Raw genomic sequence first — 18,609 nt, 5'->3', positions numbered from 1 at the left:
GGCGCGAGCGTGATCCTTCACGCCGCCTGCACCGCCCCTTCTCCTTCGTCCGCACCCCTATGCACACGCGGCATGTGCAGCACCGTGCAATTTCCGGTCCCGGCCGAAAAACGTGCCATGGCGCGCACTGCACATGACTTTTGCATGTCCGTTGATCCAGGTCATGCACTTTTAAATCAGCCCAATGACGAGTATGCTTAAAAAGCACCTCTCGTTCGAACGGCGAATCGCGCGCCCTGATTCCCGTCCGATCGTATCGCGACCCCATCGCGCATTTAGCGTCGATGGCGGCGTCCGCTTCGCGCCCTGGCCGCATGAATTCCCCAACCCTCGCAGGAGAACTGGTGAGCCGACTCGTCGTCGTATCCAATCGCATCGCAGATCCCCGTAAAGCCGCAGCCGGCGGGCTCGCCGTCGCCGTGAAGGACAGCCTGCAGGAATCAGGCGGCGTCTGGTTCGGATGGAGCGGCAGGCTACGGGGCGAAGGCGAGCGTCCCGCGCAAGGCGACGACGTGCAGATCCAGAACGTCGGCGGCATTCAGCTCGCGACGATCGACCTCGATCCGCAGGATTACGACGCGTATTACCTCGGCTATTCGAACAACGTGCTGTGGCCGGTGTTCCACTACCGGCTCGACCTCGCGCAGTTCGACCGGCGCTTCGCGGATGGCTACCGGCGCGTGAACCAGTTGTTCGCGCGCAAGCTGAGCACGCTGCTGCGCCCCGACGACACCGTCTGGGTTCACGACTACCAGTTGATTCCGCTCGCGGCCGAACTGCGTGCGATGGGTTGCCGGAATCCGATCGGTTTCTTCCTGCACATTCCGATGCCGCCGCCGCCGATCATGGCCGCGATTCCGGAGCACGAATGGCTGATGCGTTCGCTGTTCGCGTACGACCTCGTCGGCTTCCAGACCGAATCGGATCTGCTGCACTTCGAGCACTACGTCGAAGCGGAAGCCGGCGCGGCACGCTTGCCCGACGGCCGCCTGCGCGCGTTCGGCCGCACGCTGTCGGCCGGTGCGTTTCCGATCGGCATCAACGTCGACGAATTCGCGGCGCTCGCGGAGAATCGCGACGGCATCGACATGTTCGAGCGGATGCGCGACGAATACTCGCGCCGTCAGTTGCTCGTCGGCGTCGACCGGCTCGACTACACGAAGGGGCTGCCGCAGCGGGTGCATGCGTTCCGCCAGTTGCTCGAGCAGTATCCGGAGAATCGCGATCGCGCGACGCTGATCCAGATCGCCGCGCCGAGCCGCGAGGATCTCGGCGCGTACGACGATCTGCGCCGCGAGATGGACAGCCTGTGCGGCGCGATCAACGGCGACTACGGCGAGCTCGAATGGATGCCGATGCGCTACATCCACCGCACGGTGGCGCGCAAGCGCTTGCCGGGCCTCTATCGCGCGAGCCGCGTCGCGCTCGTCACGCCGCTGCGCGACGGGATGAACCTGGTCGCGAAGGAGTTCCTCGCCGCGCAGGACGAAACCGACCCGGGCGTGCTCGTGCTGTCGCGTTTCGCGGGTGCGGCCGAACAACTGAAGCCCGCGCTGCTGGTCAATCCGTACGACACGCAAGGCACCGCGCAGGCGATCCAGCGCGCGCTCACGATGCCGCTCGAAGAGCGGCGCCAGCGTCATGACGCGCTGATGGCGATCGTGCGCAAGACCGACGTGCACTGGTGGCGCACGCGCTTTCTCGACGCGCTCACGGAAGCGGCCGAAGTCGCCGCCGCAACGGAGTCCTGACGCGTCGCATCCTGCCGCACGCTCACACGCCGGTCGTCTCGCGATCGAGCACCACACCATTCACGTCCTGCACCGTCACCGCGATCGGGATGCCGTCGCGCATGCTTTCGGTCACCACGCAATACGCATCGAAGCGGTCGAGCACGCGCGTTGCGGCCGCGAGATCGGCCCACGTCTTGCCGACCGACAACGTGACGGCCATCGCGCCGACGCGCACCCGCCCCGCGTCGTTCTGCACCATGTCGACGTCGATATGCGCGCCGACCGGCTGCGGATCGACGCGCTGTTTTTCCAGCGCGAACAACAGGCTCGCCGCAAGGCAACTCGCAACCGCTGCCGCGAGCAAGCGGACCGGATTCGGCCCGCGCCCTTCGCCGAGCGGCGGCGGCTCGTCGGTGAGCACCGGCGACAGATCGGTGCCGGCAAACGTGACTTCGAAACTGAAACGCGCGTGCTGCGCGACCTCGACCGATACGTGCGCCTCGCTCATGGCGACTCCGTGACTGGCAACAGAAAGGAAAAGAAAGACCGGCACATGCGCATCGCAGCGCCGACGCGATGCGACCGTGACTGACCGCGCGTCGCGCCGAGTGCGATCCGTGCTTCAGCGCTCAGGTTCGCGCGGCGTCCCGTACGCGACGAAATCGCGTTCGACTGCCGTTGCCTGCTCCGGCGCATTCGCGCCTGTGGTTGGCGTGCAATCGGCGGCAGAAGGGGCAGGTACGGAGGGCTCGACACGCCCTTCGATCAACGCCTGCAACGTACCGCGTTCGAGCACCTCGCATTCGAGCAACCGTCGCGCGATGCGCTCCAGCACATCGCGACGCTCGCCCAGCGTCGCCGCGACCCGCGCATGCGCGTCGGTCAGCAGCGTGTGCACTTCGTCGTCGATCATTCGCGCGGTGTGCTCGCTGCACCGGCCGTCGCCCGCCCGCCACCCGCCCGGCATGCCGGTACGCGTCTCGCCGTCGTCGAACGTGGCGAGCCCGATCTTCTCGCTCATGCCGTACTGCATGACCATATGGCGCGCCATCGCGGTCGCGCGTTCGAGATCGTTCTGCGCGCCCGTCGATACGTCGCCGAACACGAGTTCTTCTGCCCCGCGCCCGCCGAGCAGCGCATCGATGCGATCGAGCAGTTCGCTGCGGCGCAGGACATAACGATCCTCGGTCGGCACCTGCTGTGTGTAGCCGAGCGCCGCCACACCGCGCGGAATGATCGACACCTTCTTCACCGGATCGCAATGCGCGCGGCTTTCCGCGACGAGCGCGTGACCGGCTTCGTGATACGCGATCGTCAGCTTCTCCTGCGCGTTCATCACGCGGCTCTTGCGCTCGAGGCCGGTGAGCGCGCGGTCGATCGCCTCGTCGAAGTCGTCCATCGCGATCGCCGGCTTGCCGAGTTCGGCCGCATGCAGCGCGGCTTCGTTCACGACGTTCGCGAGATCGGCGCCGACGAAGCCCGGCGTGCGCGATGCGAGCTCGCCGAGATCGACGTCGGCCGCGAGCTTCACGCGCTTCACGTGCACGCGGAGAATCTGGCGGCGGCCGTTGACATCGGGCCGGTCGATCGCGATGTGACGATCGAAGCGGCCCGGGCGCAGCAGCGCCGGATCGAGAATTTCCGGCCGGTTGGTCGCGGCCATGATGATCACGCCAGAGCCGGCCTGGAAGCCGTCCATCTCGACGAGCAACTGGTTGAGCGTCTGCTCGCGCTCGTCGTTGCCCGACATCGGGCCGACGCCGCGTACCTTGCCGAGCGCATCGAGCTCGTCGACGAACACGATGCACGGCGCCTTCTGCTGCGCCTGCTCGAACAGGTCGCGCACGCGTGCGGCGCCGACGCCGACGAACATCTCGACGAATGCAGAACCGCTGATCGAGAAGAACGGCACGGCCGCCTCGCCGGCCACCGCGCGCGCGAGCAGCGTCTTGCCGGTGCCCGGCGCGCCGACGACGAGCACGCCCTTCGGGATCTTGCCGCCGAGCCGCTGGTAGCGATCGGGGTTGCGCAGGAACGCGACGAGCTGCTGCAACTCGGCCTTCGCTTCGTCGATACCGGCGATGTCGTCGAACGTGATGCCGGTTTCCTGCTGCACGTACACGCGTGCGCGGCTCTTGCCCATCCCGGTGAAGTCCTGCAGCCCGCCGCGCTTGCGCAGCATCAGGTTCCAGATGAACACGAACGCGACGAGCGGCACCAGCCACGACGCGAGCGACGTGATCCAGCCGGTGTCGGACGCACCGTGATAACGGATGCCGGCAGCGGTGAGCGCATCGATCAGTTGCGGGTCGGTCACGCGATTGGTCGAGAAGCGCCACGGCGTGCCGGCGGATTTCACGGCCTCGACCTCGGACGCCGGCAGCATCGGGCCGGCCTGCGGCATCTTCAACGTGCCCGAGATCGCGGTCGTGCCGATCTCCAGATCGTCGACGAGCCGTGCCGCGACGAGCCGGTGGAAATCGCTGTACGCGATCACCGTCGACGCCGGACGCAGCATCAGCAACTGCGCGGCGAACAGCACGAAGAAGCCTGCCGCGATCAGCAATCCTGCGTAGTCGAGTTTCCTGTCCATCGCATCGGGCCGGCTGCGTGCACCGTGCGGCGTGCCGGCGCGTGCTCGCGCGCCCGGCCGGCGCACGGCATCGGCAGCCCGGCGCGCACGGCATGCACCCGCGCCATCGTCGCCTCGTTTCGTCGCATGAATGACACCGCAGCGGCACCGTCGGCCGACGCCACCGGGCGATCTTCTCCAGGGCAACACCATGTGACGCGCCGCCCCTCATTCAAGTCTAGTTCGCGCACGCGCGTCGCGCAGCGTCCGACAAACACCTTTCATCGGCGCGGCCGGCCGCGTTATAGTCGAATTCGTGACATTTTTGTGACAATTGCATGGCGTGGCGCGATCGCCGATGCGGTTGTTGCGTCCCGTCTCGCGTCGCGGCAGGCTGTGCGACGCTGCCGCGCATCGAACGACAACCGCCCATTCGAGGAGCACACGACGTGAACGACACCCCCGATCGCCCCGACGACCTTCCCGTTGATCCCGACCGCCGCCGCGTACTCGGCGGCCTCGCCGCGCTCGGCGCGGGCGTCGCGCTCAGCGGCTGCGAGACCGCGCCGGGCAGCGCGCCGCGCTCCGCCGCCGATCTCCGGCTCGACGAAGCGCTGCGCCGGCAGGTGCGCCACATCGTCGTGATCTATGCGGAGAACCGCAGTTTCGCGAACCTGTACGGCGACTTCCCGGGCGTGCGCTATCCGCTGAGCGACGTGCAGCCCGCGCACGCGCAGCAGCTCGATCGCGACGGCAAGACGCCGCTGCCGGTGCTGCCGAAGATCTGGGGCGGGCTCGTGCCGCAGGCGCAGGAAGTGGACGGCAAGCGCTACGCGATCGCCGAGCGCGACATCGACAAGCTGCCGAACGCGCCGTTCCGGCTCGCCGACACGCAAGGCAAGCCGCTGCCGAACGGCGTGATCACGCGGGACCTGTGGCACCGCTTCTACCAGAACCAGATGCAGATCGCGGGCGGCCGCAACGACCAGTTCGCCGCGTGGGCCGATTCGGGCGGCCTCGTGATGGGCCACTATCGCAATTCGGCCGACACGCTGCGGCTGTGGAATCTCGCGCGGCAATACACGCTGTGCGACAACTTCTTCATGGCGGCCTTCGGCGGTTCGTGGCTCAACCACATGTTCCTGATTTCCGCGCAACCGCCGATCTACCCGGATGCGCACAAGCAACCGCATGCGGGAAAGCTGCTGTCGAAGGTCGACGGCGACGATCCTACCGGCACGCGCCTGACGCTCGCCGCCGATTCGCCGCCGTCCGCGCTCGACGGTCCGCCGAAGTTCGCGAGCGACGGCCCGCTGACGCCCGACGGCTACGGCGTCAACACGATGGCGCCGCCGTATCAGCCGAGCTACGTGCCGCCGCCCGACCCGGGCAACGCCGCGTATGCAGACCCGTCCGATCACCGCGTGATCCCGCCGCAGGCTCATGCGACGATCGGCGATCGCCTGTCGGAAAAGAACGTCGACTGGGCGTGGTACAGCGGCGCGTGGCAGTACGCGCTCGAGCATCGCGACACGGGCACCGTGCCCGATTTCCAGTACCACCACCAGCCGTTCAACTACTTCGCGAGCTTCGCGCCCGGCACCGACGCACGCCGCCGGCACCTGCGCGACGCGGGCCTCGGCGACGAGGCGTCGACCAACCACTTCATCGCCGACATCGACGCGGGCCGCCTGCCGGCCGTCACGTTCTACAAGCCGCAGGGCAACCTGAACATGCACGCGGGCTACGCGGACGTCGAATCGGGCGATCGCCACATCGCGAACGTGATCGAGCACATCCGGCGCGGCCCGCAGTGGGCGAACACGGTGATCGTGATGACGCACGACGAGAACGGCGGCTGGTGGGATCACGTCGCACCGCCGGTCGGCGATCGCTGGGGCCCGGGCTCGCGGATTCCGGCGCTGGTGATCTCGCCGTTCGCGAAGAAGGGCCACGTCGATCACACGCTGTACGACACGAACTCGATCCTGCGCTTCATCAGCCGTGTGCACGGGCTCGCGCCGCTCGACGGCGTCGCCGGGCGCGACAAGGCGTTCGCGTCGCGCAACGCAACGCCGCCGGGCGACCTGACCAACGCGCTCGATCTCGCGTGAGGATCGGCTAACGTCTGCGTGACGTCCGCCTCGAACGACAACGCCCCGGTGCAACGTCATTGCCCGGGGCGTCGGGTTTTTCGAATGAACCCTACGCTACGTCATGCCGCGCTGCGCAGCGCGCCGGTCACCCCGTGCGCGGCATGGCGGCCGGCTTGCCGGCCGAAGAACGTCGCGTCGGCCAGCGACAGCCCCGAACTGTATCCGGCGCCCCAGCGCGGCAGCCCGCAGCTCGTGCGGCCGGCCGCATAGAGGCCCGGCACCGGCGTGCGCGTCGCGTCGAGCACCTGCCCGGTCGGCAGCGTATCGAGCCCGCCCAGCGTGAAATGCGGGTAGAACGCGTAGTCGATCCGGCAATCGAGCGCGACGAACGGCGGCTCGATCAACGGCTTCAGCCATTTCTTCGCCTTGTGGAACAGCGGATCGACGCCTTCTGCCGCGTGGCGGTTGTACACGTCGACGGTCGCCGTCAGCGTGCCGGCCGGCATCTGCAGGTCGCGCTCGACTTCTTCCCAGGTCTCGCCCGCCGCCGCGATGCCGATCCGCGCGATGTCAGGCGGCGCCTGGTAGGTCGCCTGATCGACCAGCAGGTAGATCCGGTCGTCGGCCTGATGGAACGCGTGATGGCCGGTGCGGCCGTGATAGCCGTCCTCGTTGATGAAACGCTGGCCGCGCGCGTTCACGAAGATCCCGTGGATCAGCGATTCGGGCGCGTAGAACGGCAGGCTGACGAAACCCTGGTCCATGTGGATCGCCGCGCCGCCCGCGCTCTGGCCGAGCAGGATGCCCGAACCGTCGTCGCCGGGGCTGCCGATCGGCTCGTCCGAGCGCAGCAGTTGCGGCGCGTGCCGGCGCACCATGTCGCGGTTCATCGCAAAGCCGCCGGCGCACAGGATCACCGCGCGGCGCGCGCGCACGAATGCCGTCTCGCCATACGCACGCAGCACGACGCCGCGCACCACGCCGGCATCGTCGACGATCAGCGCGAGCGCCCGGGTGTCGTAGCGCGTCGCGACACCGAGCGCCTGCACGCGCTCGGCCAGCACGCGCATCAGCATCTGGCCGCCGCCCCAGCCCGGCCATTGCGGCGTGTGGCCGCGCGGGCACGGTTTCGCGGCGTCGCTGAACGGCCACGCTTCCTCGCTGCCCGACCAGATCAGGCAGTCGTCGGTTTCCGGCTCGACGATCCGCTCGGGGACGAACGTGTTCTTGTACGTGAGGCCCTGCGCGACCAGCCAGTCGTGGTGCGCAAGGCTTTCGTCCGCATAGACGCGCACCTTCGCTTCGTCGGCGTCGCGGCCGCCGGCGAGCATCAGGTAGCGGTACAGGTCCTCGGTGTCGTCGACGAAGCCGGCCTGACGCTGCGCCGGCGTGCCGCCGCTGCCGCCGAGGTAGATCTCGCCGCCGGACAGCGCGCTCGTGCCGCCGTAGCTCGACGCGCGTTCGACGATCAGCGTGTCTGCGCCGGCGCTCGCGGCTTCGATCGCGGCGCAAGCGCCGGCTGCGCCGAAGCCGACGATCACGACGTCGTGTTCGGCGTCCCAGCGATGCACGTCGCGGGCGTTCAGGGGGCGGGTCAGGGAGTATTCGGATGACATGGGCGTGGATAGGCGTGAACGGAATACGTGAAAGACGATGGTTGGGGGGGGCTGGCCCGGCTGCGTCGCGGATGGCGATACGGGCGTGCCGCGGCATGAATGCGCACCGCGCACGGCGTGACATCGCGCGGCGGCCGGGAGTCGAATGACGCGAAACCGGATCGGCGACGCGATCCGGCCGATGCGCCGCGAATGCGCAATGGCTTTCGCGCAAGCCGAGGGCACGCCGTCGCGCCTTGGCGGCGGCGTCCTTCCGACGCGGCGCGCGGCCGCGCCGACGTCACATGCCGCGCAACGCGGCGAAACCGAAGTGCGACGGATCGATCGGCACGCAACCGGTCGGCAGGCCGCTCTGGTCGACCGAGCGGCATTGCAGGATGCCGGCCGCATACGGCGGCGACGGGACGCGATCGGCGCCGTATCGCGCCATCGCCATCGCAGCGAACGTGCCCATCGCCAATACGCACAGCTTGCGAGTCGTCAGTCTCATGATCGTCGTCCCCTTCGGTTGACCGCTTCCGCGGTTCGAATCCGGCTCGGCGGCAACCACACCGGATGACTGCACGGTAGCCAGCGCCGGGCCGCCGGCCATCGTCCATTTCGACTAGGGGCAAACGCGAGGCAGGCCTCGCGCGCAATTCCGCGTCGCAACATCGCGCGGGATGCGTCGTCGAGCCGATCGGGCAATACATCGGCGACTGCCTTGCCTGACAGGTCATGTCATCTTTCGACGCAGGTCGAATCACGCGCGCTGCATCGCACCATCGGACGATGCACCACCGTCGCTCCCGGTGTTTTCCCCGAGCCGCGCCCTGCTCCGTATGGATGATGAGGCGCGATCGGTCCGATGCGAACCTGCGCATCGACGTCGCAATGCCGCCGCGTCCGCATGCGCGGCCTGGCTGGCGCTTTCCGTCCATCCACGGGAGTACTGCATGACCGATTCGAATCCCCGCCACGCGCTGTACGAGCTCGCGTGCCGTTACGCGCAAGCCGTCGACCGGCGCGACTGGCCGCGCCTCACCGCCCTCTTCACCGCCGACGCGCAGCTCGACGGCCCCGGCTTCCGCTTCGACGACCGCGACGCGATCGTCGCCGGCATGAGCGCGATCGAGCGCTACGAGACGACCCAGCATCACGTGCACAACCAGCTCGTCACGCTCGACGGCGGCGAGGCCGACGTCGAGACGTACGGCGTCGCGTGCCACGTCTATGTGCGCGACGGCGTGAAGCGCAAGCTCGACTGGGGGCTGCGCTATCGCGATCGCTGCGTGTTCGACGGCGCGGCGTGGCGCTTCGCCGCGCGCACGCTGCACGTGGACTGGTCGCAAGATCTGCCGCTGGAGGGCTGAACGATGCGCTCGTCACGCCCCTTGACCGGCCGCACCGCGCTCGTCACCGGCGGCGCAGGCGGCATCGGCGCGGCCTGCGCGCACGCGCTCGTCGCCGACGGCGCAGCCGTCGTGCTGATGGGCCGCCGCCGCGACGCGCTCGAACGCGCGCAGCAGCAACTGACCGGGGCGGTGCCCGGTAGCCGCGTCGCGATCCACGCCGGCGACGCTTGCGACGAAACCGATCTGCAGGCGGCGCTCGACGTCGCGTGGGCGCTCGACGGCCGTCTCGACATCGTCGTGCCGACGGTCGGCGGCGCCGGGTTCCGGCCGCTGCTGATGCACGACGCCGCGAGCTTCCGTGCGGAAATCGACCTGAACCTGCAAAGCGCATTCGTCGCGATCCGGCATGCCGCGCCGCGGCTCGCCGACAGCGGCGGCGGCGCGATCGTCTGCATCTCGTCGACCGCCGCGCACATCAATTTCCGCTGGCTGTCCGCGTACTGCACCGCGAAGGCCGCGCTCGAAGCACTGGTGCGCGGCGCGGCCGAGGAGCTGGCCGGCGCGAAGATCCGCGTGAACGCCGTGCGCCCCGGCCTCACGCGCTCGGAAGCGACCGCGCCAATGTTCGACAACCAGCCGCTCGTCGACAGCTTTCTCGAACAGATTCCGCTCGGCACGCTCGGTGAACCCGAAGCGATCGCGCATGCGGTGCGCTATCTCGCCGGCCCCGAATCGGGCTGGGTCACGGGCCAGAGCTTCGCGGTCGACGGCGGCCATGAATTGCGCACCAACCCGCGCGTCGACGACACGATCGCGCAAATTTACGGCGCGGCCGCACTCGACGCGGTCAAGGCCGGTCGCGCACCGGGCGCCGCATGAGCGCCCGCCTTCTTTCAACATCACAGGAATTCGACAGGACATGAATCGAGTCGCAAACAAAGTCGCGCTGATCACCGGCGCGGCAAGCGGCGTCGGCCGCGCGGATGCGCTGCTGCTCGCCGCCGAAGGCGCGCGTGTGGTGCTGACCGACATCGACGAGGACGCGGGCCTCGCACTCGCGCGCGAGATCGGCGATGCGGCGCTGTTCGTACGTCACGACATCGCCGACGAAGACGGCTGGCGGCACGCGATCGCGGCGACGCTCGAGCGCTTCGGCCGCCTCGACGTGCTCGTCAACAACGCGGCGATCTGCCCGGTCGGCTCGATCGAGGACACGAGCCTCGATACGTGGCGCCGCGTGATGCGCACCAACGCGGACGGCTACTTCCTCGGCTGCAAGTACGCGATCGGCGCGATGAAGGGCAACGACACGCCGGGCTCGATCGTGATGATGTCGTCGGTCGCCGCGCTCGGCGGCCTGCCGATGATGTGCGCGTACACCGGCTCGAAAGGCGCGGTGACAGCCCTCGCGCGCAGCGTGGCCGTGCATTGCAAGCGCAGCGGCTACCGGATCCGCTGCAACTCGATCCATCCGGACGGCATCTGGACGCCGATGACGCAGGCGCTGATGCCCGGCCTCGATCCGGCCGAACTCGGCATCGGCCACGATCCGATGGCGCGCATGTGCGATCCGCAGGACGTCGCGAATCTCGTGCTGTTCCTTGCGTCCGACGAATCGCGTTTCGTGAACGGCGCGGAGCTGCGGATCGACAACGCGCAACTCGTTTCGTCGCTGTGAGGCGGCTCACGGCTACCCCGACCCCGACCCCAGGAGGGTTCTGATGATTTCATTCACCGGCAAGACCGTGCTGGTCACCGGCGGCGGCGCCGGCATCGGCCGCGCATGTGCGGAGGCATTCGGCGCGGCAGGCGCGCGCGTCGCAATCGCCGAGATCGATCCGGCCCGCGCGCAGGACGTGCGCCGGGCGCTCGAAGCCGCGGGCGTCGATGCGCTGGTCGGCACCGTCGACGTAACGCGTCGCGACGAAGTCGATGCGTTCGCGCGGACGATCGACGCGCGCTTCGGCGGCCTCGACGTGCTCGTCAACAACGTCGGCGATTTCCTGCAGATCGCGAAGCCGTTCGACGACTGCACCGACGACGACATCGCGCGGCTGTTCGACGTGAACCTGCGGCAGGTGTTCGTCGTCACGCGCGCGATGCTGCCGTTGCTGCGCAAGCGCGGCGCAGGCAGCAGCATCGTCGGCGTGTCGTCGATCGAGGGCTTTCGCGCGATTCCGAACTGCACCGTGTACGCGTCGTTCAAGGCCGCGCTGACCGGCTTCACGAAAAGCCTCGCGCTCGAACTCGGGCCGAGCGGCATTCGCGTGAACCAGATCGCGCCGGAGACCACCGAAACGCCGCAGGTGCCCGTGAGCGCGATGGTCGCGGCCGAGCATCACGATCACATCCCGCGCTGGATTCCGCTCGGGCGCTTCGGCGCGGCCGGCGACATCGCGGGCGCCGCGCTATTCCTCGCGAGCCCGCTCGCCGCATGGGTCACCGGCACGACGCTGCACGTGGACGGCGGCGCCCTCGCCGCGGCCGGCTGGTATCGCGACCCGAACGGCTTCTGGACCAACATGCCGGTGGTCACCGGCAACGGCTTCAATTTCTGAGCGGCATTCGTTCATTTGATACGGCGCGCCCGCGCCGTCACCGGAGACACCATGAAAATCCTGATCATCGGCGGCACCGGCCTCATCGGCGGCCACGCGGCGCTGCACCTGCACGCGCAGGGCAACCACGTGACGCTCGCCGCGCGCAAACCGCCCGCACCGGGCAGCGCGCTCGCGCAATTCGACGTGCTGCAGCGCGACTACGTGGCCGGCAACTTCACGCGCGACGATCTCGCGCCGTTCGATGCGATCGTGTTCGCGGCCGGCAACGACATTCGTCACCTGCCGCCGGGCACCGACGAAGCCGCGCACTGGGAACGCGCCAACGTCGAAGCGGTGCCGCGCTTCTTCGCGCTCGCACGCGAGGCCGGCGTGAAGCGTGCGGTGCTGGTCGGCAGCTTCTATCCGCAGGTCGCGCCGGAGTTGGTCGACAGCGTGCCGTACGTACGCTCGCGCCACCTCGCCGACGAACGCGTGCGCGCGCTCGCGTCGCCGTCGTTCGCGGTGTGCAGCGTCAATGCGCCGTTCGTGGTCGGGTCGGTCCCGGGGCTGCGCAACGAGATGTTCGCCGCGTACACCGGCTATGCGCAAGGCAAGCTCGCCGGGCTGCCGGTCTACGGGCCGGCCGGCGGCAGCAACTTCATCTCGACGCAATCGCTGTCGGAAGCGATCTGGGGCGCGCTGCAACGCGGCGAAACCGGCAAGGCCTATCTCGTCGGCGACGAGAACCTGAGTTTCGCCGACTACTTCGCGGCGTTCTTCCGCGCGGCCGGCAATCCGCAGACGGTACCGTCGCTCGACCAGGCGCATCCGCTGCTGCCGGACCTCGCGATCTACACGGGGCGCGGCAACGTCGTGTCGTACGAGCCCGATCCCGCTGATGCCGCGCTGCTGGGCTACCGGCGCGGCGACGTGCAGCGCGCGGTGAACGAAGTGGTCGCGCAGTGCGGCGCGTAAGCGCCCGGCGCAACGCATCCGAAACGAAGCGCGACGCGTAAACGACGACGTCCCGCCGCCGGCGATGCATGCCGGCGGCGGGACGTTCAGGTTTTTACTTCACGACTTCTCTATGCCGATGTGTGCCGTCAGCCGCCGATGCGCTGCTCGATCCTGTTCATCGTGTCGGTCAGCTCGGCGGGCAGGCGCAGCTTCAGCGTGTCGAACAGCTTCGCATGCAGCTTCAGTTCCTCGCGCCATTCGTCCGCGTTCATCGACGTCACCGAATCGAACTGCTCGCGCGTGAAGTCGAGCCCGTCCCAATGCAGGTCGTCATACGCCGGCGACACGCCGAACGCATGCTCGCCGCCGCCACCGTTGCCTTCGAGGCGATCGAGCATCCACTTCAGCACGCGCATGTTCTCGCCGAAGCCCGGCCACACGAACTTGCCGTTCGCGTCCTTGCGGAACCAGTTCACGCAGTAGATCTTCGGCAGCGTCGCGCCCGCGCCTTCGAGCTGCTTGCCGAGCTTCAGCCAGTGCGCGAAATAGTCGCTGACGTTGTAGCCGCAGAACGGCAGCATCGCGAACGGGTCGCGGCGCACGATGCCTTGCTGGCCGACGGCCGCGGCGGTCGTCTCCGAGCCCATCGTCGCGGCCATGTACACGCCTTCGACCCAGTCGCGCGCTTCGGTCACGAGCGGCACGGTCGTCGAGCGGCGGCCGCCGAAGATGAATGCGTCGATCGGCACGCCGGCCGGGTTCTCCCAGTCACCGTCGATCGACGGGCATTGCGACGCCGGCGCGGTGAAGCGCGAGTTCGGATGCGCGGCCTTGCGGCCGGTTTCCTTGGCTATTTCCGGCGTCCACGGGTTGCCCTGCCAGTCGGTCAGCTTCGCGGGCGGCGTGTCGGTCAGGCCTTCCCACCACACGTCGCCGTCTTCCGTCAGCGCGACGTTCGTGAAGATCACGTTTTCCTTCAGCGTCGAGATCGCGTTCGGGTTGGTCTTCACGCCGGTGCCCGGCGCGACGCCGAAGAAGCCGGCTTCCGGGTTGATCGCGTACAGGCGGCCGTCGCGGCCCGGCTTCAGCCATGCGATGTCGTCGCCGATCGTCGTGACCTTCCAGCCGTCGAAACCCTGCGGCGGGATCAGCATCGCGAAGTTGGTCTTGCCGCACGCGGACGGGAACGCCGCCGCGACGTGATACTTCTTGCCGGCCGGCGACGTCACGCCGAGGATCAGCATGTGTTCGGCGAGCCAGCCCTGGTCGCGGCCCATCGTCGATGCGATGCGCAGCGCGAAGCACTTCTTGCCGAGCAGCGCGTTGCCGCCGTAGCCCGAGCCGAAGCTCCAGATCTCGCGCGTCTCGGGGAAGTGCACGATGTACTTCACCGGGTTGCACGGCCACGGCACGTCCTTCTGCCCTGCTTCGAGCGGATGGCCGACGCTGTGCACGCACGGCACGAACTCGCCGTCTTCGCCGAGCACGTCGTACACCTCGCGGCCCATGCGCGTCATGATCCGCATGTTCACGGCCACGTACGGGCTGTCGGACAGCTCGACGCCGACGTGCGCGATCGGCGAGCCGAGCGGGCCCATCGAGAACGGCACGACGTACAGCGTGCGGCCGCGCATCGAGCCGCGGAACAGCCCGTTCAGCGTCTCGCGCATTTCTTCCGGCGCAATCCAGTTGTTGGTCGGACCGACGTCGTCGGCCGATTGCGTGCAGATGAAGGTGCGGTCCTCGACGCGCGCGACGTCCGACGGATCGGATTGCGCGAGATACGAGTTCGGGCGCTTCGCCGGGTTCAGGCGCGTGAGCGTGCCCTGGTCGACCATTGCCTGGCAGAACGCGTCGTTTTCTTCCTGCGAACCGTCGCACCACACGACGCGGTCCGGTTCCGTGAGCGCGGCGATGCGCGATACCCAGTCGATCAGCTTGCGATGTTTGACGAATGCCGGGGGAGCGATCAGCGAGCCGTGTGTTGCTTCGGCCATGGTGTTTTGCGACATGGGGATGTCTCCAGATTATTGGGCGGGGATGGGGGGTGCGGGACGAGCCCGCGAGATGAGGAATGCGATCGGAGCGCAGGATGCAGCGACGCGCAAGGCGGAACACGCGAGCGGAGCGCGTGTCGATGCCGCGATGCGGGCGAGAGAATGTGATGTCTCGTATGAGCGTGCGAACGCGAGTTTCGCCATGCAAGCAACCTGCCGTACAACTCCATGCCGGCCAGCATACCATCGCCGTTATTGGGCGGGCGTTGCGTTGCAACAAGAAACAACTGTGACGACCTGCCGGCATGACGCTTGCCGGCAGGTCCTTTTTACTGCGCACACGCGGTCGCTTTGGGGACGAAACCGTTGGAACGTCCGTCCGGCAAGGGTTTCGCGAGGACGGAAAAAACGGCGCGACGCATTCGCGCGCGCGCACGCGAACCCGTGCGACCCGAGTTAGCGTTTTCGCTACTCAGGCAAACCCTGAATTAGGTTGCGTACACAAACATCCGTCGCGAAGGCGTTGTGTACGCTACCGCTCAAAACGGCGCGCCGGGCAATCCGGGGTAATACGCGCCCGCCGCCATCCCGCCGTCGACGGACAGTTCGGCGCCGTTGCAGTACGACGCTTCGTCACTCGCGAGAAACAGCGTCGCGCGTGCGATTTCGTCGGGCAGGCCGACGCGCTGCAGCGGCACGTGCGTGTAATGCTTGTTGACCTCGTCGAGCGGCGCGCCGGTCGGATTCGACATCGCGGTGTTCACGCCGCCCGGATGGATCGAATTCACGCGCACGCCCTGGTGCCCGAGTTCGAGCGCCGCGACCTTCGTCAACCCGCGCACGCCCCACTTGCTCGATACGTACGCGGCCAGCGCGTTCACGCCGCGCAGCCCGTCCACCGACGAGATGTTGACGATCGACCCGTGCTTCTGCGCGATCATCCGCGGTGCGATCGTGTGAATGCCGACGAACGTGCCGACGAGATTGATCGACACCGCGCGCTCGAAATCGCGTTTCGACAGTTCGGTGATCGCGCCGAACATCAGCACCGCCGCGTTGTTGACGAGCACGTCGATGCGGCCGAACTGCTCGACGGTCGCGTCGGCCACGCGTTGCCAGTTCGCTTCGTCGGCCACGTCGAGCCGCATGAAGCGCGCCGCGTCGCCGAGTTCGCGCGCGAGCGCTTCGCCTTCCGCATCGAGCACGTCGCCGATCACGACGCGCGCGCCTTCCTCGACGAACAGCCGGCACGTCGCCGCGCCCATGCCACGCGCACCGCCCGTGACGATCGCTACCTTCCCTTCCAGTCGACCCATGTCGTCCTCTGCCTGATTCATTCCGGTTTGCCGGCCGCGGCGCGCTCACCTGCGCACGCGGGCCGGTCCATGCCTGGCGATGCGGCTGCGCCGCGCTCGCGGTCAGCCCCAGTACGCCTGCCCGCCGTCGAGCGGCAACGTCGCACCCGTCAGATACGCGGCGTCGCGGCTCGCGAGAAACACGATCGCGCGCCCGATGTCCTGCTCGCAGTCGCCGACGCGGCCGAGCGGGATCGTGCGGAAGAACGCGGCGGCTTCGTCGGGGTTCGCATCGACCCAGCCCTTCAGGCCCGGCGACAGCGCATGCGGCGCGACCGCGTTCACGCGGATGCCGTCGGCGCCCCATTCGCAGGCGGCCGCACGCGTGAGCGCGCGAATCGCTTCCTTGGTCGCCGCGTATGCGCCGTAACCGGACGTATCCCAGCGCACCGCGGCCGACGACGCGAAATTGACGATCACGCCATCGCCCTTCAGATGCGGATGACAGGCGCGCATCATCCGCAGCGTCGCGATCGGTCCCGATTCGAGGCCCGCGTGAAAATCCGCGTCCGTCACGTCGAGCAGGCGGCCGAGCGGCACGACTTGCGCGTTGTTGATCAGGATCTGCACGCCGCGAAAACGCTCGACGACGGCATCGACGCACTGCACGATCTGTTCGGCATCCATCACGTCGCAGACGAACGGCTCCGCAACCCCGCCGCGTGCGCGGATCGCCTCGCATGTCGCGACCAGCTTGTCGCGCGTGCGGCCGACCACGGCCACCGCCGCGCCTTCGGCCGCGAGCGCTTGCGCGACGCCTTGCCCGACACCCTGCCCCGCGCCCGTCACGAGCGCGACCTTGCCTTCGAGAATGCCCATGCGCGCGCCTTAGGCCACGATCGCCGGATGCGCCTGCACCGGGCCGCCGAGCATGTCGCGATACGACGGCGGCTGCTTGCCGTCGAGATCCGCAATGCCGTACTTGAGCGCGGCTTCCGCGCCGACCAGCACTTGCCCCGACAGCGCCATGCGTTGCGGATCGGCGTGGATCGCCTGAATCACGCGGCCGGTGAACTCCGGGCTTTCGGCGACGAGCGAGAATTCCTTGTACAGATCGGGATGCTCGTCCCACACGCGCGTCGTGCGCTCGGTGCGCAGCGGGCCCATCCAGATCGACACGGCCGCGACGTCGAACGGCTTCAGGTCGACCGCCATGTCCTTCGCGAACTTGTCGACGCCGGACTTCTGCGCGCCGTATGCCGCGCCGTGCATGTAGCAGCTCGCGCCGAACGACGACGTGAACGCGATCAGTCCGCTGCGGCGCTTCGCCATCAGCGGCGCCGCGTGCCAGCTCGCGACGTAGGCCGAGCGCAGCCCGACGTCGAGGATGTTCACGAGGTCGAGCGACTTCTCCCAGAACGGGCCCGGCAGGATCAGCTGATCGTGCAGATAGGTCGCGTTGTTGACGAGGATGTCGAGCCGCCCGCTTTCGCGTTCGACACGCTCGAACAGCGCCTTCACTTGCGCGTCGTCCGCGTGGTCGCACGCGACCGCGATCCCGCGGCCGCCGAGCGCGTCGATCTCGCGCGCCGTCTCGTGGATCGTGCCGGGCAGTGGCGCATCGCCTTCGTGTTGCGAGCGGCCCGTCACGTAGACGGTCATGCCGGCCGCGCCGAGCGCGAGCGCGATGCCCTTGCCCGCGCCGCGTGACGCGCCCGTCACGACGGCGACCGGCGCCGCGTGGTTCTGTGTCATGTTCGATGTCTCCTGGGAAATGTTCTCAACCGGCGCGAGCGGTGCGCGTCGTCACATCGAAGGCGGCTGCGCGCCGGCGAACAGCACGCCGGGCGCATCGCCTTCGTAGCGGGCCGACAGCGTCGACGTGACGACGCAGCGTGTGGCCGCGATCTTCCATTCGCCGTCGATCTTCCGGTATTCGTCGTCGTAGGTCGCGCCGAGCTGCGTGAGCGTGTGCGCGTTCGTATCGAGCATCTGGTAATGCAGCCCCCACGTGCCGCGTGCATGCGTGTCGTCGAGCACGGTGATGTCGGGGTTCACGCCGTGGTGCATCTCGACGATGTGCGGGTGGCAGCCGAGCCGCTCGAACACGTCGACCAGCGCGTCGCGGTGCTCGAACGTGCCGATCCGGCCGTAGTCGATGTGCACGGCGCCGGGCGCGAAACAATCGCGCATGCCCTGCGGATCCTTCCGGTCGCAGCACGTGAAGTAGCGGGCCTTCAGGCGGCGTATCGCATCGGCGTCCTCGAGCCTGCGCACGCGCACTTCCATTCGTTCGATCGGGGTCATGCCGTCTCTCCTTGGTCTCGTGTGCGCGGATCGAAGCCGCGTCGACGCCACGTTACAGGCGCACGAAAGCGCGGCCATCACCTGTTTGGATGAATCCGGCGGTTCGCATCCGCGGGCGCCGACGACGCTGTCACGACGTTCGTCCGAACAGACGATGTGACG

At 68.3% G+C, this 18,609-nt stretch carries 16 protein-coding genes; 7 read left to right on the top strand and 9 right to left on the bottom strand.

Annotated elements, in window-relative coordinates; translation table 11 throughout:
• Positions 1-344: 344 nt before the first annotated feature.
• Positions 345-1,751, top strand: a complete 1,407-nt coding sequence (gene otsA, locus BX604_RS18320) for an alpha,alpha-trehalose-phosphate synthase (UDP-forming) (protein WP_098552032.1) — start codon at positions 345-347, stop codon at positions 1,749-1,751.
• A gap of 22 nt (positions 1,752-1,773) precedes the next feature.
• Here otsA and BX604_RS18315 read toward each other — a convergent pair whose 3' ends face one another.
• Together BX604_RS18315 and ftsH are read right to left on the bottom strand one after the other, a co-directional pair.
• Positions 1,774-2,241: an OsmC family protein gene (locus BX604_RS18315; protein WP_098552031.1), complete on the bottom strand. Its 468-nt coding sequence runs from the start codon at positions 2,239-2,241 to the stop codon at positions 1,774-1,776.
• Positions 2,242-2,355: 114 nt separating this feature from the next.
• Positions 2,356-4,326, bottom strand: a complete 1,971-nt coding sequence (ftsH, locus tag BX604_RS18310; protein ID WP_098552030.1) for an ATP-dependent zinc metalloprotease FtsH — start codon at positions 4,324-4,326, stop codon at positions 2,356-2,358.
• Between the two features lie 428 nt (positions 4,327-4,754).
• Here ftsH and BX604_RS18305 point away from each other — a divergent pair, with 428 nt between their 5' ends.
• A complete protein-coding gene (locus BX604_RS18305) occupies positions 4,755-6,419 on the top strand; it encodes an acid phosphatase (protein ID WP_098552029.1) in 1,665 nt (554 codons plus the stop codon).
• A gap of 101 nt (positions 6,420-6,520) precedes the next feature.
• Here the strand turns inward: BX604_RS18305 and BX604_RS18300 are convergent, their stop codons facing one another.
• Both BX604_RS18300 and BX604_RS18295 read right to left on the bottom strand, forming a co-directional pair.
• Entirely contained in the window at positions 6,521-8,017 is a 1,497-nt protein-coding gene (locus BX604_RS18300; RefSeq protein WP_098552028.1) for an FAD-dependent oxidoreductase, read from the bottom strand.
• Positions 8,018-8,297: 280 nt separating this feature from the next.
• A complete protein-coding gene (locus tag BX604_RS18295; RefSeq protein WP_098552953.1) occupies positions 8,298-8,507 on the bottom strand; it encodes a hypothetical protein in 210 nt (69 codons plus the stop codon).
• A 445-nt stretch (positions 8,508-8,952) separates the two neighbouring features.
• On the opposite strand from BX604_RS18295, the gene BX604_RS18290 reads away from it, so the two are divergent.
• Genes BX604_RS18290 through BX604_RS18270 form a run of 5 tightly spaced genes read left to right on the top strand, consistent with a single transcriptional unit; the run spans position 8,953 to position 12,866 of the window.
• Positions 8,953-9,369, top strand: a complete 417-nt coding sequence (locus tag BX604_RS18290) for a nuclear transport factor 2 family protein (protein WP_098552027.1) — start codon at positions 8,953-8,955, stop codon at positions 9,367-9,369.
• Between the two features lie 3 nt (positions 9,370-9,372).
• Entirely contained in the window at positions 9,373-10,230 is an 858-nt protein-coding gene (locus BX604_RS18285) for an SDR family NAD(P)-dependent oxidoreductase (RefSeq protein ID WP_098552026.1), read from the top strand.
• A 40-nt stretch (positions 10,231-10,270) separates the two neighbouring features.
• Positions 10,271-11,029, top strand: a complete 759-nt coding sequence (locus tag BX604_RS18280) for an SDR family oxidoreductase (RefSeq protein WP_098552025.1) — start codon at positions 10,271-10,273, stop codon at positions 11,027-11,029.
• Positions 11,030-11,072: 43 nt separating this feature from the next.
• Complete coding sequence (locus tag BX604_RS18275) at positions 11,073-11,909, top strand: SDR family NAD(P)-dependent oxidoreductase (protein ID WP_098552024.1); 837 nt, start codon at positions 11,073-11,075, stop codon at positions 11,907-11,909.
• A 51-nt stretch (positions 11,910-11,960) separates the two neighbouring features.
• Positions 11,961-12,866 (top strand): NAD-dependent epimerase/dehydratase family protein, encoded by a 906-nt coding sequence (locus tag BX604_RS18270; RefSeq protein WP_098552023.1) that lies wholly within the window; start codon positions 11,961-11,963, stop codon positions 12,864-12,866.
• A 128-nt stretch (positions 12,867-12,994) separates the two neighbouring features.
• Here BX604_RS18270 and BX604_RS18265 read toward each other — a convergent pair whose 3' ends face one another.
• From BX604_RS18265 to BX604_RS18240, 5 genes are all read right to left on the bottom strand, one after another.
• Positions 12,995-14,860 carry a phosphoenolpyruvate carboxykinase (GTP) gene (locus BX604_RS18265; protein ID WP_098552022.1) on the bottom strand — a complete coding sequence of 622 codons (1,866 nt, stop codon included), beginning with the start codon at positions 14,858-14,860 and terminating at the stop codon, positions 12,995-12,997.
• 524 nt (positions 14,861-15,384) lie between these two features.
• Entirely contained in the window at positions 15,385-16,161 is a 777-nt protein-coding gene (locus BX604_RS18255; protein WP_098552021.1) for a glucose 1-dehydrogenase, read from the bottom strand.
• Positions 16,162-16,263: 102 nt separating this feature from the next.
• Positions 16,264-17,019 (bottom strand): SDR family NAD(P)-dependent oxidoreductase, encoded by a 756-nt coding sequence (locus BX604_RS18250; RefSeq protein WP_098552020.1) that lies wholly within the window; start codon positions 17,017-17,019, stop codon positions 16,264-16,266.
• Positions 17,020-17,028: 9 nt separating this feature from the next.
• Positions 17,029-17,895, bottom strand: a complete 867-nt coding sequence (locus tag BX604_RS18245) for an SDR family NAD(P)-dependent oxidoreductase (RefSeq protein ID WP_098552019.1) — start codon at positions 17,893-17,895, stop codon at positions 17,029-17,031.
• A 51-nt stretch (positions 17,896-17,946) separates the two neighbouring features.
• Positions 17,947-18,447, bottom strand: coding sequence for a nuclear transport factor 2 family protein (locus BX604_RS18240; protein WP_098552018.1), 501 nt, complete (start codon positions 18,445-18,447; stop codon positions 17,947-17,949).
• Between the last annotated feature and the right edge of the window lie 162 nt (positions 18,448-18,609).

The sequence above is a fragment of the Burkholderia sp. JKS000303 genome, assembly GCF_002563755.1.
Taxonomy (GTDB): domain Bacteria; phylum Pseudomonadota; class Gammaproteobacteria; order Burkholderiales; family Burkholderiaceae; genus Burkholderia; species Burkholderia anthina_B.
This window is presented reverse-complemented; position numbering and strand designations above follow the sequence as displayed.